Annotated in this window: 14 protein-coding genes; 4 read left to right on the top strand and 10 right to left on the bottom strand. The window is 68.1% G+C overall.

Features of this window, described 5'->3' with window-relative positions; all coding sequences use genetic code 11:
• Nucleotides 1–23 precede the first annotated feature (23 nt).
• Complete coding sequence (locus ABIA65_RS31435) at nt 24–500, top strand: MarR family winged helix-turn-helix transcriptional regulator (RefSeq protein WP_354526035.1); 477 nt, start codon at nt 24–26, stop codon at nt 498–500.
• Here the strand turns inward: ABIA65_RS31435 and ABIA65_RS31440 are convergent.
• Together ABIA65_RS31440 and glmS are read right to left on the bottom strand one after the other, a co-directional pair.
• Nucleotides 477–1391: an alpha/beta fold hydrolase gene (locus tag ABIA65_RS31440; RefSeq protein WP_354526036.1), complete on the bottom strand. Its 915-nt coding sequence runs from the start codon at nt 1389–1391 to the stop codon at nt 477–479. The two genes, ABIA65_RS31435 and ABIA65_RS31440, sit on opposite strands and share 24 nt — an antisense overlap.
• 10 nt (nt 1392–1401) lie before the next feature.
• A complete protein-coding gene (glmS, locus tag ABIA65_RS31445; RefSeq protein WP_354526037.1) occupies nt 1402–3270 on the bottom strand; it encodes a glutamine--fructose-6-phosphate transaminase (isomerizing) in 1869 nt (622 codons plus the stop codon).
• 76 nt (nt 3271–3346) lie between these two features.
• Between glmS and ABIA65_RS31450 the strand changes: the two genes are divergently transcribed.
• The 3 genes from ABIA65_RS31450 to ABIA65_RS31460 all read left to right on the top strand — a co-directional run bounded on the left by ABIA65_RS31450 (nt 3347) and on the right by ABIA65_RS31460 (nt 6864).
• Entirely contained in the window at nt 3347–4192 is an 846-nt protein-coding gene (locus tag ABIA65_RS31450) for a dienelactone hydrolase family protein (protein WP_354526038.1), read from the top strand.
• 38 nt (nt 4193–4230) lie between these two features.
• On the top strand, nt 4231–5271 hold the full coding sequence (locus ABIA65_RS31455; RefSeq protein WP_354526039.1) for an LLM class F420-dependent oxidoreductase: 1041 nt from the start codon (nt 4231–4233) through the stop codon (nt 5269–5271).
• A 195-nt stretch (nt 5272–5466) separates the two neighbouring features.
• Nucleotides 5467–6864: a DEAD/DEAH box helicase gene (locus tag ABIA65_RS31460; RefSeq protein WP_354526040.1), complete on the top strand. Its 1398-nt coding sequence runs from the start codon at nt 5467–5469 to the stop codon at nt 6862–6864.
• Between the two features lie 7 nt (nt 6865–6871).
• On the opposite strand, the gene ABIA65_RS31465 is transcribed toward ABIA65_RS31460, so the two are convergent.
• From ABIA65_RS31465 to eat, 8 genes are all read right to left on the bottom strand, one after another.
• Nucleotides 6872–8020: a hypothetical protein gene (locus ABIA65_RS31465; RefSeq protein WP_354526041.1), complete on the bottom strand. Its 1149-nt coding sequence runs from the start codon at nt 8018–8020 to the stop codon at nt 6872–6874.
• A 3-nt stretch (nt 8021–8023) separates the two neighbouring features.
• The gene (locus ABIA65_RS31470; RefSeq protein WP_241400706.1) at nt 8024–8326 is read right to left on the bottom strand and encodes a type VII secretion target; all 303 of its coding nucleotides are present in this window, start codon (nt 8324–8326) and stop codon (nt 8024–8026) included.
• A 62-nt stretch (nt 8327–8388) separates the two neighbouring features.
• Nucleotides 8389–9720 (bottom strand): phosphoglucosamine mutase, encoded by a 1332-nt coding sequence (gene glmM / locus ABIA65_RS31475; RefSeq protein ID WP_354526098.1) that lies wholly within the window; start codon nt 9718–9720, stop codon nt 8389–8391.
• A gap of 82 nt (nt 9721–9802) precedes the next feature.
• Nucleotides 9803–10324, bottom strand: a complete 522-nt coding sequence (gene rpsI, locus ABIA65_RS31480) for a 30S ribosomal protein S9 (protein WP_241400707.1) — start codon at nt 10322–10324, stop codon at nt 9803–9805.
• Complete coding sequence (rplM, locus tag ABIA65_RS31485; RefSeq protein ID WP_241400708.1) at nt 10321–10764, bottom strand: 50S ribosomal protein L13; 444 nt, start codon at nt 10762–10764, stop codon at nt 10321–10323. The genes rpsI and rplM overlap by 4 nt, the downstream gene beginning before the upstream one ends.
• A gap of 198 nt (nt 10765–10962) precedes the next feature.
• Complete coding sequence (gene eutC, locus ABIA65_RS31490; RefSeq protein ID WP_354526042.1) at nt 10963–11736, bottom strand: ethanolamine ammonia-lyase subunit EutC; 774 nt, start codon at nt 11734–11736, stop codon at nt 10963–10965.
• Nucleotides 11733–13148 carry an ethanolamine ammonia-lyase subunit EutB gene (locus ABIA65_RS31495; protein WP_241400710.1) on the bottom strand — a complete coding sequence of 472 codons (1416 nt, stop codon included), beginning with the start codon at nt 13146–13148 and terminating at the stop codon, nt 11733–11735. Before ABIA65_RS31495 ends, eutC begins: the two co-directional genes overlap by 4 nt.
• Nucleotides 13145–14566, bottom strand: a complete 1422-nt coding sequence (gene eat, locus ABIA65_RS31500; protein WP_371746853.1) for an ethanolamine permease — start codon at nt 14564–14566, stop codon at nt 13145–13147. Before eat ends, ABIA65_RS31495 begins: the two co-directional genes overlap by 4 nt.
• Between the last annotated feature and the right edge of the window lie 9 nt (nt 14567–14575).

Genomic DNA, 14575 nt, shown 5'->3' on the forward strand with positions numbered 1-14575 from the left:
CAATTACTTTATGATGCAGTCAAATGGAAGGGGTTCTCATGTCGCAGCAGTCGTCCGCACGACAGCGCGCATCCGGCGAACTGATCGAGGCGCTGGCCGGATGGCAGGTGCTGGTGGCCCAGTTCAATGACCTCGTCGCACGCAATATCGGGGTCAGCCCGGCCGAGACCCAGTGCATGTACATTCTCGAGCGGTTCGGCCCGTCGACTCCGGGGGAGCTCGCGCGCCGCGTGAACCTGAGCACCGGCGCCACCACCCGCATGCTCGACCGCCTGCAGAACGCCGGCTACATCACCCGGACGCCGGACCCGCACGATCGACGCAAGGTCGTCATCGAGCCGGCCGGTGATGGCGTCGCACGAATCGCCGCACTGTACGGCCCGCTCAACGAGGACCTCGTCAGGCTTCTCGACGACTTCGACCTGCCCCAGCTCGGACAGCTCACCCAGTTCGCGAGGTCGGCGGAAGACGTTACGTCAGAACATATTCGGAGAATCTAGACCGTCCAGATCGTCGACCTTGTCCCAGAACCTGCGCACGCGCTCATCGATCTCGTCGGCGCACTCGCCGGAGATCGCGTGTGACGCCTCGGCCCACAGCTCGATCTCACCGTGCGGCAGCAGATTCCGCGCGCGGGTGGTGGCGACCTCGGCGTCGTGGATCACGCTGCGGCCCGCGATCAACGCGAGGACGGGGACATCCAGCGTCCGCAGCTGATCGTCGGTGAAGAGTGTCGGCATGGACTGACTCAGGACGAAGTCGGCCGTGCCCGCGGCAATGAGCCGCGCCTCGGGAACCGAGTCGTCGACGTCGGCCCCACCCGATATCCAGCGAAGCACTCTGCGCCGCAACGACTCCGGCACACCGGGCAGGCCCATCGGCGCCACTGCGAGCATTGTGCGGATGGGGATGCGCGCGAACGTCATGACGGGGTCCAGCAGCGCAAGTGACGCCACCCGGCCCGGCTGCCGGATCGCGTAGTTGCACGCCGTCCAGCCGCCGAACGACACACCCATCAGATGAGCCGAATCCAGCCCGAGCCCGGCAACGACGTCACCCATCCAGCGCGCCTGGTCCTCGGCCCCGGTGAGCGGCCGCTGCTGCACCGACAGCCCGGGCTCACCCAGGAGGTCGACGGTGAACACCGTCCGGTGATGCAACAACGCGGGAAGATTCGCAGCCCACATGGGAGTTGACGCGTTACGTCCGGGCAGCAGAACCACCGGCCGACCGCCCGAGGGTCCGTCGAAGCGGTAGCCCCGAACCTCGCCGAAAGCGGTTGGTACGTCAAATGACTCGGCATACGACGGCAACGCCGCGAGGCACTCGCGGTAGACGCCGAGGTAGTGCGCGCGGGCGACCTCGCTACGGAAGCGCCCGACATCGCCCACGCCGGTAGGCCTACTCGACGGTGACCGACTTGGCCAGGTTGCGCGGCTTGTCAACGTCGTAGCCGCGCGCGCGAGCCACCTCGGCGGCGAACACCTGCAGCGGGATCGTTGAGAGCAGCGGCTGGAACAGCGTTGACACCGCCGGGATCTCGATCAGGTGATCGGCATAGGGCGCCACCGTGTCGTCGCCCTCCTCCGCGATCACAATGGTGACAGCACCGCGTGCCTGGATCTCGCGAATGTTGCTCAGCAGCTTGGAGTGCAGCATCGCCGCGTTCTTCGGCGACGGCATCACCACGATCACCGGCAGACCGTCCTCGATCAGCGCGATGGGGCCGTGCTTGAGCTCGCCTGCGGCGAAACCCTCGGCGTGCATGTACGCCAGCTCCTTGAGCTTGAGCGCACCCTCGAGCGCCACCGGGTAGCCGACGTGGCGCCCCAGGAACAGCACCGTCGGAGACGTCGCGAACCGGCGGGCCAGCTCCGCGACGGGCTCCATGCAGGTCAGCACGCGGCTGACCAGGTCGGGCATCGCCTCCAGGTCGCGGTACTCCCGCTCAACCTCGTCGGGGTACTTGGTGCCACGGGCCTGCGCCAGCGCCAGGCCAACGAGGTAGTTGGCCGCGATCTGGGCCAGGAACGTCTTGGTGGAGGCAACACCGATCTCCGGTCCGGCGCGCGTGTAGAGCACCGCGTCGCACTCGCGCGGAATCTGGCTGCCGTTGGTGTTGCAGATGGCCAGCACCTTGGCCTTCTGTTCCTTGGCGTGCCGGACGGCCTCGAGAGTGTCGGCGGTCTCGCCCGATTGCGATATGGCGATCACCAGCGTGCTGCGGTCCAGCACGGGGTCGCGGTAGCGGAACTCGCTGGCGAGCTCGACCTCGACCGGCAGCCGGGTCCAGTGCTCGATCGCGTACTTGGCCAGCATCCCCGAGTGGTACGCGGTACCGCAGGCGACGATGAAGACCTTGTCGACCTCGCGCAGTTCCTGATCGGACAGCCGTTGCTCGTCGAGCACGATGCGACCGTCGGCGAAGTGCCCGAGCAGGGTGTCTGCGACCGCGGCGGGCTGCTCGGCGATCTCCTTGAGCATGAAGTACTCGTAGCCGCCCTTCTCGGCGGCCGACAGATCCCAGTCGATGTGGAAGGGACGAGCAGCGGCGTCGTCCCGGTTGCCGTGGAAGTCGTAGATCTCGTAGCCGTCGGCGGTGATCACGACGGCCTGGTCCTGACCCAGCTCAACGGCCTCACGGGTGTGCTCGATGAAGGCGGCGACGTCGGAGCCGAGGAACATCTCGCCGTCACCGACGCCGATGACCAGCGGGGTCGAGCGGCGGGCCGCCACGATGGTGCCGGGGTCGTCAGCGCTGGCGAACACCAGCGTGAAGTGGCCCTCAAGGCGCGGCAGGACGGCCATCACGGAGCCGACGAAGTCACCCGCGGTGGGTCCGTGGTGGTACTGCCACGACACCAGGTGAACGGCGACCTCGGTGTCGGTGTCGCTCGCGAACTCGACCCCGGTGGCCTCGAGCTCGGCGCGCAGGGACGCGAAGTTCTCGATGATGCCGTTGTGGACCACGGCGATCTTGCCCGCGGCATCGCGGTGCGGGTGCGCGTTGCGGTCCGTCGGGCGACCGTGGGTGGCCCAGCGGGTGTGGCCCATGCCTGTGTTGCCGTCCAGCACCCCGTCGGGCGTCTCATCGAGAGCTGCCTCCAGATTGGACAGCCTGCCGGCGCGCCTGCGGACCGTCAGTCCACCCGAGCCGTCGAGCAGCGCCACACCAGATGAGTCGTAACCGCGGTACTCCATCCGGCGCAACGCGTCGACGACGATGCCCCGGGCAGGGCGCTGTCCGACATATCCGACGATTCCGCACACGGGCTAAAGGGTAGTGCAGGTGCCGGGCCCCGGCGCCCGTCAGCGTCCGTCGGCCCTGGTGAGTTACGGTCATCGGGTGGCCAAGACCAAGAAGCTGTTCGCTTCCTTGACGCGCCGGGGACCACATCGCGTTCTACGCGGTGACCTGGCCTTCGCCGGACTGCCCGGGGTGGTGTTCACCCCCGAGTCGGGCATGAACCTACCCGGCATCGCATTCGGTCACGACTGGCTGGCCAGCACCGACCGCTACCTCGGCACGCTGGAGCACCTGGCGTCGTGGGGCATCGTCGCAGCGGCCCCCAACACCGAGACGAGCATCGCGCCGTCGGTGATGAATCTCGCCTTCGACCTGGGCAGCACGCTCGACATCATCAGCGGGGTGCGGCTGGGGCCGGGGCAGATCAGCGTGCACCCCACCAAGCTCGGTGTCGTCGGGCACGGCTTCGGCGGTTCGGCGGCCGTGTTCGCCGCCGCAGGCATACCGGGCAAGCTCAAGACGGCCGTGTCGCTGTTCCCGACGGTGTCCAAACCGCCCGCTCAGGAGCCCGCCAGGGCACTGCAGATGCCCGGCCTCATCCTGGCCGACCCCGGCGATCCGATGTCGCTGCGATCCAACGCGGTCGAGCTGGCACGGGCGTGGAGACCGGCGACCCTGCGCACCGTCGACAAGGCAACGGCGGGCGGGCTCGTAGAGGGCCGGCGGCTGGCTCGGGTGTTCAAGCTGCCGGGCGCCGACCGCGGCACGCAGAAGACCGTGCGCGCGCTGACCACCGGTTACCTCCTGTTCCAGCTCACCGGCGACAAGACCTACCGCGACTTCGCCGACCCCGAGGCCGTTCTTCCCAGGACCCACGTGGTGGATCCGTTCGCCGACGACCCCGTCGCTCTGGAGAACAAGGTTGTCGCACTCCTGAAGCCCTGACGACGGGTCCAACCAACTGGTTGGTGTATAAACCAATCATGCGCACCGGAATCTTTCTGAGTTACGCCGGCGACTTCAAGGCGGCCGCAGACCAGGTCGTCGAACTCGAAAAGGTCGGTGTCGACATCGCGCTGGTCCCCGAGGCCTACTCGTATGACGCCATCAGCCAGCTCGGCTACCTCGCCGCCAAAACCTCGACCATCGAACTCGGCTCTGGCGTGGTCCCGATCTACACCCGCACCCCGTCGCTGCTCGCGATGACCGCGGCCGGCGTGGACTACGTCTCCGACGGCCGCTTCCTGCTGGGCCTCGGCACCTCGGGCCCGCAGGTGATGGAGGGCTTCCACGGCGTCCCATTCGACGCACCGCTGGGCCGTACCCGCGAGGTGGTCGACATCTGCCGGCAGGTGTGGCGCCGCGAGGACGTCAACTACGACGGCAAGTACTACCAGCTCCCTCTGCCCGCCGACCGCGGCACGGGCCTGGGAAAGCCACTGCACCTCATCAATCACCCGGTCCGCGAACGCATTCCGATCGCGATCGCCGCACTGGGCCCGAAGAACGTGGAACTGACCGCCGAGATCGCCGAGGGCTGGCAACCGCTGTTCTTCTATCCCGAGCGAGCCGACTCGGTCTGGGGCGATGCACTGCGCGCCGGCCTGGCCAAGCGCGACCCAGCGCTGGGTCCGCTTGACGTCATGGTGTCGGCATCGCTGGCCATCGGCGACGACGTGGAAGACCGCCTGGCATGGGCCAAACCCCAACTGGCGCTGTACATCGGCGGAATGGGCGCGCGCGGCAAGAACTTCTACCACAACCTAGCCACCCGATATGGCTACGGCGAGGTGGCGGATCGCATTCAGGACTTGTTCCTGGCGGGCAAGAAGAATGAGGCCATCGCCGCCGTTCCCGACGACCTGGTCCGCAACGTGTCACTGATCGGACCGCGTGGTTTCGTCAAGGAACGCCTGGCGGCCTACGCCGAGGCCGGGGTCACCACCATGCTCGTCCATCCCATGGGCGCGGACACCGCCGAGCAGCTCCGTTTCGTCGAGGAATTGGTGACGCTCACCTCATAATTGGGGCCGAACTCCATCGTCGGATAGAGTGATCACCAGCGGCATCGTCTGTTCTGCCTTTTGCCGCTTCGCCGGAGGCGAGCATTCGACCGGTTCGCCGGAGGCGATTGTTCAGCCCCCGTTCGATCGTCACCGAGCGCCGCGGATCACCCGCGCCGGGCAGGACGACCACTCGACTTTCGGAGTTTTCCAAACATGTCTTCATTCGCCGACCTCGGCTTGCCCGAGGCCGTCATCTCCACGCTCGCTGCCAACGGCATCGACTCCCCCTTCCCGATTCAGGCCGCGACGCTGCCGGATTCGCTCGCCGGGCGCGACGTGCTCGGCCGCGGCCGCACCGGCTCCGGCAAGACCTACGCATTCCTGCTCCCCGTCGTCTCGCGCCTCGCGAGCACGGCCGGCGATCGGCGTCCCGGCAAGCCCCGCGCGCTGATCCTGGCGCCGACCCGCGAACTGGTCGCCCAGATCGACGCGGCGCTGGCTCCGCTGGCCGCCGCCACGAACCTGAAGTCGGTCACCATCTTCGGTGGCGTCGGCGCGGGCCCGCAGATCGACAAGCTGCGTAAGGGCGTCGACATCGTCATCGCCTGCCCCGGCCGGCTCGAGGATCACGTTCAGCAGCGCCATGCCGACCTGTCCGCGGTGGAGATCACCGTTCTCGACGAGGCCGACCACATGGCTGACCTCGGCTTCCTGCCGCCGGTCAAGCGCCTGCTCGACAAGACCCCGAATCGCTGCCAGCGCCTGCTGTTCTCGGCGACGCTCGACGGCGGCGTCGACGTGCTGATCAAGCGCTACCTGCACGACCCGATCACGCACAGCGTCGACTCGGAGCAGTCGCCGGTCAACGAGATGGCTCATCACGTGCTGCACGTCGACAACGCGGCACGCTTCGAGGTCCTGAGCGACCTGGCCGCATCACCCGGCCGCACCATCGTCTTCGCGCGCACCAAGCACGGCGCGAAAGGCCTTGCCCGCAAGCTGAACGCGCGCGGCGTGCCCGCAGTCGAGTTGCACGGCAACCTGTCTCAGAACGCCCGCACCCGCAACCTCGCGGCGTTCTCCGACGGCACGGCCGCGGTGATGGTCGCAACCGACATCGCCGCCCGTGGCATCCACGTCGACGACATCACCCTCGTCGTGCACGCCGACCCGCCCGTCGAGCACAAGGCCTACCTGCACCGGTCCGGTCGCACCGCCCGCGCGGGCAACGAGGGCACTGTCGTGACCCTCATGATCGACGCGCAGGTGGCCGATGTGCGCACGCTGACCCGCAAGGCCGGTGTTAAGCCGACCATCACCAAGTTCAACGGCACGTCACACCCCGTCCTACTGGAGATCGCCCCCGGCGAGCGCTCCTTCACCGGGGGGATCGTCATGGACGTTCCCGAGCAGCCGCAGCGCAATAACGCGCCCCGCAGGCGTCCGGCAGGCGATGGCCGTTCCTCGGCGAATCCGCGCTCGGGCAACCGCGGCGGAAGCGGCGGTGGCGGTGGCCAGCGCGGAAACCGTTCACGTGGCGGTCAGACACGCTCCTACTCGACCTCGTCGAGTTCATCGTCGGGTCGCTCCGGCGGCTCACGCGCCAACTAGGCCGCACTCACTCACCAACGCGCGGTAGCTCCTCGGCGGCGATCTCGCACGGCGTCTTCTCCGCGGCGAGTGGCGCCGCGAGATCCTGCACGGCGGGTGCAGCCAACGGCGGCGCCACCGGCTCGGGTGCAGACAACGGCGGCGCCACCGGCTCGGGGACGGGTTTCACCGGCTCCTCCGGCGCGATGTCCGAATCATCGTCCTCGGAGTCGGTCTCGTCATCCTCAACCGGGTCTTCCTCGGGCAAGTCCTCCTCGACGACCGGGTTCTCATCGGGCCGTTCGTCGTCGGGCTCTTTCAGCAGGTCGTCGGGCTCGGCGAGGTCTGGCCCCGCGTCGGCGGAGCCGGTGAATCCACCGATCAGGTCGGCCAGCTGCTGCCCGAACCCGGACAGCCCACCACCCAGCGACGGTATGCCCCCACCAAGTGAGGGCATACCACCGCCGAAGTCCGCCGGCGGCGCGGTGATTGGCTGCGCGGCGGCGCCCGACTCCCCCGGGACGTCGAATCTCGCAGCGGGACTGGCCTCGAGCCTCGCGATCGCCGTGTCGAACGCGTCGACCACCCGATCGAATCCCGCGCGCATCTCGCTCAGCCACTCCGCGCCGATATCGTTGTCCACGAATGGTTTAACCTGCTGGTCGACCAGTTCGCTGGCGGTCGGGACGTCACCGGCACCGGTGGTCACCGTCTGCGCGGCCGCCAACCAGTCACCGCGCTGCCCAGAGGGTCGGCCGTCGATGTCCAGTGCCGCGTCCACCTTGGCATTGACGGCCTGCCACAGATCGTCGCGCAGTGTCGCCAGCGCCGAGGCAGCGGTCACCAGGCCGTCGCGCACGGCCGCCGCGGCATCGTTCTGGCGGGCCAGGAAGTCCTGCGCAGCCGACGCCGCCGGACCCGACCACGCACCCGCAAGCCGGGAGGCCAACTCGACCTGTTGTCGCGCGGCGTCCTCGACCGCGGCCGCGGCGGTGCCGAGCGCATCGGAGTCGCGCTGCAGGACAGCGAGATCCATCCCATCCTCAGTGCCGTACCACTCGCGTAGCGAGGCATCCGACACACCGTGATAGCCGAGCTGCCGGCATGCGGCCACATAGGTGCCCGCGTTCTCCACGGCGGGCAGCCCCTGCGCGAGGCGGGCGGCGACGTCAGGCACGGCTCAGCCCAGCCGGCTAGCTGATCGGGCGTCGACGTCGGCATAGCGATCGGCTGAAAGACGCAGCACAGCAGCGATTCCCGCGTTGGCCGCCGCCCACCGCTGCATCGCCTCGTCAATCTGCCTCAGGCTGGCCCGCAGCGCGTCGCCCCGTGCCGCGTGCGACCGTCCGGCCACCGCGCCGTCGAACGTCAGCCCAGCCAGATGCGAGCGCGCGGTTGCGACCGTGTCGGCGAGCGAGTCGTAGCCGCGGGCGGCGTCACGAAGCGCCGCGACCTGAACCCGTGCAGCATCGAGATGTCCCATGTAGGACTAGGACGCAGCGGCGGGCCATTCGGTTCCGCAAGATCGGCGCCAGTTGCGCTCGGTCAGCGTTGCGCGCTGACCGACTGAGCCACCCGATGGGCGAGCAGCCGGGCGGTGTCCTCGTCGGCGGCCTCGACCATGACGCGGACCACCTGCTCGGTTCCCGACGGCCGCAACAGGATTCGCCCGGTACCTCCGAGTTCGGCCTCGGCCTCGGCGACGGCCGACTGCACGGCAGGCGCCTGGGCAACCGTCGTCTTGTCGGCCACCGCCACATTGATGAGAACCTGTGGCAGGGTCTGCATCGGTGCGGCCAGACCGGCCAGCGTGAGCCCTGTCTGGTTCATGCGCGCCATGAGCCGCAGACCGGTGATGATGCCGTCCCCGGTGGTGCCCAGCGCGGGCATCACGATGTGGCCGGACTGCTCGCCGCCAAGGGCGAACCCACCGGCACGCAGCTCCTCGAGGACGTAGCGGTCGCCGACGCTGGTGGTCCGGACCTCGATACCCGCCGCACGCATTGCCAGGTGCAGACCGAGATTGCTCATCACCGTCGTGACAAGCGTGTTCGACACCAGTTCCCCGGCATCACGCATGGCCAGTGCCAGCACGACCATGATCGAGTCACCGTCAACGACGTTGCCCTCGGCATCCACCGCCAGGCAGCGGTCGGCGTCACCGTCATGCGCCAGGCCGAGGTCGGCGCCGTGCGCCAGTACCGCCTGCTGCAGGACGTCCATGTGGGTCGAGCCGCAGCCGTCGTTGATGTTGAGGCCGGTCGGTTCGGCGTTGATCGCGATGACGGTGGCACCGGCCGCGCGGTAGGCCTGCGGCGCGGCGACCGATGCGGCGCCATGGGCGCAGTCGACGACGACGGTCAGACCGTCGGCCCGCGTGGCGATTGCCGTTGCAGCGTGGTTCAGATAGCGGTCGAGGGCATCGGGGGCCTCCAGGACGCGGCCAATGCCGGCTCCCTCGGGGCGGCGGCCCGGGCCCATCCGGACGAGGTCCTCGATGCGATCCTCGGTGGCGTCGTCGAGCTTGTGCCCGCCGCGGCCGAAGATCTTGATGCCGTTGTCGGGCATCGGATTGTGCGACGCGGAGATCATCACGCCGAACTCCGCGTCATACGCGGCGGTCAGGTAGGCCACGGCCGGCGTCGGCAGCACGCCGACCCGCAACGCGTCCACGCCCTCACTCGTCAGGCCTGCGATGACGGCGGCTTCGAGCATCTCGCCGCTGGCGCGGGGATCACGGCCGACGACGGCGACACGTCGGGAGCGATCGTAGGTACCCAACCGTGCCGCGGCCGACCCCAGGGCCAGCGCCAGCTCGGCGGTCAAATCTCGGTTGGCGACGCCGCGCACCCCATCGGTGCCGAACAGTCGACCCATGCGCATCCCTCCTGGAAACGCCGAGAGCGTGCGCGCCGACAATTCGACGCGCACGCTCACGGTCACACAATGCTGTGAAAGATCAGCGCTTGCTGTACTGAGGTGCCTTACGGGCCTTCTTGAGGCCGTACTTCTTGCGCTCGATGGCACGCGGGTCACGCGTGAGGAAGCCGGCCTTCTTCAGCGGCGGGCGATCCTCGGGCTGCACGATGATGAGCGCCCGGGCGATGGCCAGACGCAGCGCGCCAGCCTGTCCGGACGGTCCGCCGCCGTCGAGGTGGGCGAAGATGTCGACGGTGTCGACCCGGTCCACGAGCACCAGCGGAGCCTTGATCAGCTGCTGGTGCACCTTGTTCGGGAAGTACTCCTCGAGGCTGCGGCCATCCAGGTGGAACTTGCCGGTGCCAGGCACCAGGCGCACGCGAACCACGGCCTCCTTGCGGCGGCCGACGGTCTGGATGGGGCGGTCGATGACGATGGGCTCGCGAGGAGTGGACTCCTCGACTGGCGTCGTCTCGACAACCTCGACGACCTCAACGGCCTCGGGGGTCTCAACAACCTCGACGACCTCGGTCGTCTCGGTCACGTCGTTGGTCTCGGTCACTGGGCCACCTGCTTGATCTCGTACGGAACCGGCTGCTGCGCGGCGTGCGGATGCTCGGGGCCCGCGTAGACCTTCAGCTTCTTCTGGACCTGGCGGCTGAGCTTGGTGTGCGGAAGCATGCCGATGATCGCGTTCTCGACGACGCGGGTCGGGTGCTTGATCAGCAGCTCGCCGATGGTGCGCTTGCGCAGGCCGCCGGGGTAACCCGAGTGGCGGTAAGCGAACTTCTTGGTGAGCTTGTCGCCGCTGAGGGCGATCTTCTCGGCGTTGATGACGATGACGAAATCGCCACCATCGACATTCGGCGTGAATGTCGGCTTGTGCTTGCCGCGGAGCAGCTTGGCTGCTTCGACGGCGAGCCGGCCGAGCACCACGTCCTGGGCGTCGATGACGTACCACGTACGCGTGGTGTCACCCGCCTTCGGCGTGTACGTAGGCACAGCGCTTACCTCTTCTTCTCGGGTTGGATCCCGGTGTGACCCGGGTGCCGGTCTCGGTATGTGCACTCCGGCGCCCCAGCGACCGACATCGACCCGGGACCCGCATGCCCATCAGGGCAGCACACACCAACGAGGCAGCTTACCTGGGGCCGTCATCGCAGGTCAAAACGCGAGTCATGAGGTCGCGTCGGGCGGCGTTCAGCGAAGTTCGGTGGTGCTGGCGGCCTCAAGCGTCGAGCCGCGCGATGCGTCCTTGAGGTCCACACCGGATCGCCCCAGCTCACGTGCGCCCGCAACCAGGCCCGCCGCGACCCGGGCCGCCTCGGCGTATCCGAGACCGTCGGGCGGGTGGATGTTGGAGATGCAGTTGCGGTTGGCGTCGGTGCAGCCGAGCCGCGGCAGGTGGGTCAGGTAAATGCCAAGGCTGTCGGCGACGCTCAGACCGGGCCGTTCACCGATGACGACGAGCAGCGTCCGCACCCCCAGCTGTGCGCCGATGTGGTCTCCGAGCCCGACCCTGGCCTGCGTCGCGATGACGGGCGGCGCCAGCGTGCAGCGGTCCCCCAGCTGCGCCGCGAGTGCCTTCAGCAGAGCCGCGCCATGGTGACTCAGCGCGGTCGGCGAGAGTCCGTCGGCCAGGACGAAGCCGATATCGGCTCCGCTCTCGGCCACCATCGTCACGTCGGCCGGTATCCGGCCCAGATCGGGCCGACGCAGGTACTCGTCGCGGGATGCGGCGCGGCTGGTCACCACCGTTGGCTCGCCGATACCCACCTGGCGCACCTCGCCGATCAGCCGATCGACGTCCAGCGGGACATGCACGGCATCGCGGGCGGCGGCATGGGCCGCGGCCAGCTCCAGCACCTGCCGGGTCGGCAGGGCATTCCCTGCGCGGCCCAGACCGATCCTGGCCTGCGTCGACTTGCGCAGCTCGTCCCAGAACTCGCGGACGGCGGGATTCTCGGCGGTCATGGTGTCTGCGCCGAGGTGAGCGAACGCAACGCCGAATGGGCGACGTCGAAGGGAGTGAGGCGGCCGGTGTCGTCGACCATCCCCACGGTGCGCAGCCACGCCTCGAACTCGGGGGCGGGCCGCAGTCCCAGCGTGCGGCGCGTCACCAGCACGTCATGAAACGACAGGCTCTGGTAGCCGAGCATCACGTCGTCGGCGCCGGGCACGGTGATCACGAATGCCACACCCGCTGCCGCAAGCAGCATGAGCAGGGTGTCCATATCGTTCTGGTCGGCTTCGGCGTGGTTGGTGTAGCAGACGTCGACACCCATCGGCAGGCCGAGCAGCTTGCCGCAGAAGTGGTCCTCAAGCCCTGCGCGGATGATCTGCCTGCCGTCGTAGAGATACTCCGGGCCGATGAAGCCGACGACCGTGTTGACCAGGAGCGGTTGCAGGTCGCGGGCCACCGCGTAGGCGCGCGTCTCGAGGGTCTGCTGATCGACGGGCTTACCTCCGGTACCCAGGTGCGCGCCCGAACTCAATGCCGAGCCCTGTCCGGTCTCCAGATACATCACGTTGTCCCCCACGGTGCCGCGCCGCAGGCTGCGTCCGGCATCGCGGCCCTCGCGCAGCAGGGCAAGGTCGACGCCGAACGCGGTGTTGGCTCCCTGGGTGCCGGCTATCGACTGGAACACCAGGTCGACGGGTGCGCCCGCCTCGATGAGACCGATCGTGGTGGTGATGTGCGACAGCACGCAGGACTGCGCCGGAATGTCGTAGCGGGTGCGGATGGAGTCGAGGAGGTGCAGCAGGTCGGCGGTTGCCTGCGGGGAGTCGGTGGCCGGGTTGATACCGATGACGGCGTCACCGCATCCCAGGAGCAACCCATCTAGCACGGCTGCGGCGACACCGCGGGGGTCATCGGTCGGATGGTTGGGTTGCAGCCGCGTCGCCAGTGTTCCGCGCCTGCCGACCGTGGTCCGAAACGATGCGGTCACCTCCATGGCGGCCGAGACCGCGATGAGGTCCTGGTTGCGCATGATCTTGCTGACGGCGGCGACCATCTCCGGGGTCAGGCCCGGCGCCACGGCGGCAAGATCCGCCGCACCGTCATCGCGCGATGCGGCGTCCAGCAGCCAGTCCCGGAAGCCACCGACGGTCAGATGCGATATCACCGAAAAGGCTTGGCGGTCATGGCTATCGAATATCAGCCGAGTGACCTCGTCGGTCTCGTAAGGCACGATCGCCTCGTTGAGAAAGGTGTCAAGCGGCAGGTCCGCCAGAACCCACGCCGCCGCGGCGCGTTCCGCGTCGTGTTCGGCCGCGCATCCGGCGAGCTGGTCGCCCGAGCGCAACGGTGTGGCCTTGGCCATCACCTCGATCAGTCCGTCGAAGGCGTATGACTCCCCCGCGACCTGTTGCCGGTAGATCACTTGAGTTCGCTCTCCGCCCTCGCGAGCATGGCGAACTCCTCATCGGGCGAGTTGGCCACCAGTTTGTGCCGGCTGTAGACCGCGAAGTACAGCATGAACGCGGCGAACACGGCGAGGCACCAGCCGGCCGCGACGGGATTGACCAGGAATGTCGCGATCACCGCGAGAACCGCGATGACGAGGGCGAATCCGGTCGTGATCGCACCGCCAGGGGTCCGGTAGGGCCGCGGCATATCCGGTTCGCGGCGGCGCAGCACGATATGGCTGACCATCATGAGCACGTAGCTGAGCGCGGCGCCGAAGACCGCCATGTTCAGCAGCAGGTCGCCCTGCCCCGTCAGCGACAGCACGAAGCCGATGACACCGGGGACGATCAGCGCCAGCGTGGGCGCCTTCCGCGAGTTCGTCACCGACAGCGCCGTGGGCAGATAACCCGCCCGCGACAGTGCGAACAGCTGTCGGGAGTAGGCGTAGATAATCGAGAAGAAGCTGGCGATCAGCCCGGCCAGACCGATGTAGTTCACGATCTTGGCCGCGGTGCCGTCGCCGAGCGCCTCGACCAAGGGGTTACCCGATGACGACATCTCCTGTGCTCCACCGGCTCCGGTGGTCAGGATCAGCACCGTCACGCAGGTGACCAGCAGGACGCTCATGCCGGCGATGATGCCGCGCGGGACGTTGCGCTCCGGGTTGGCGGTCTCCTCGGCAGCCAGCGGCACGCCCTCGATGGCCAGGAAGAACCAGATGGCGAACGGTATCGCGGCCCAGATACCCAGGTAGCCGTGTGGCAGGAAGCTGGACGCACCGGCCGCATCGGTGGGAGCGATATTGGTCAGGTTGGCCAGATCGAAGTGGCCGACGGCGGAGATCGCGAACACCAGCAGACCCACCAGGGCGATGGCGGTGATCACGAACATCACCTTGAGTGCCTCACCGACGCCAGCCAGGTGAATCCCGATGAACAGGGCGTACGCCGCCAGGTAGATCCACCACCCGCTGGTGATGCCGAACAGCCCCAGCGACTCCACATAGGCCCCGATGAAGGTCGCGATGGCCGCGGGTGCGATCGCGTACTCGATGAGAATGGCTGTGCCGGTGGCGAATCCACCCCATGGACCGAGCGCGCGACGCGCGAAGGTGTAACCGCCGCCCGCCGCCGGCAGCGCCGAGGACAGCTCGGCCATACCCAGCACGAGAGCCAGGTACATACCGGCGATGATGACGGCGGCGATCGCCAGCCCGCCGAAACCGCCCTGCTCGAGACCGAAGTTCCAGCCCGAGTAGTCACCGGAGATGACGTAGCTGACGCCGAGCCCGGCCAACAACAGCCAGCCCGCGCTGCCCGATTTGAGCTGCCGCTTCTGCAGATAGTCTGCGCTTTCCAGATGTTCTTCAACGCCTGCCACTTGGAACTCCATCTCGACTAT

Origin of the sequence: Mycolicibacterium sp. 624, from assembly GCF_040548615.1 — a bacterium.
In the GTDB taxonomy this organism is placed as follows: domain Bacteria; phylum Actinomycetota; class Actinomycetes; order Mycobacteriales; family Mycobacteriaceae; genus Mycobacterium.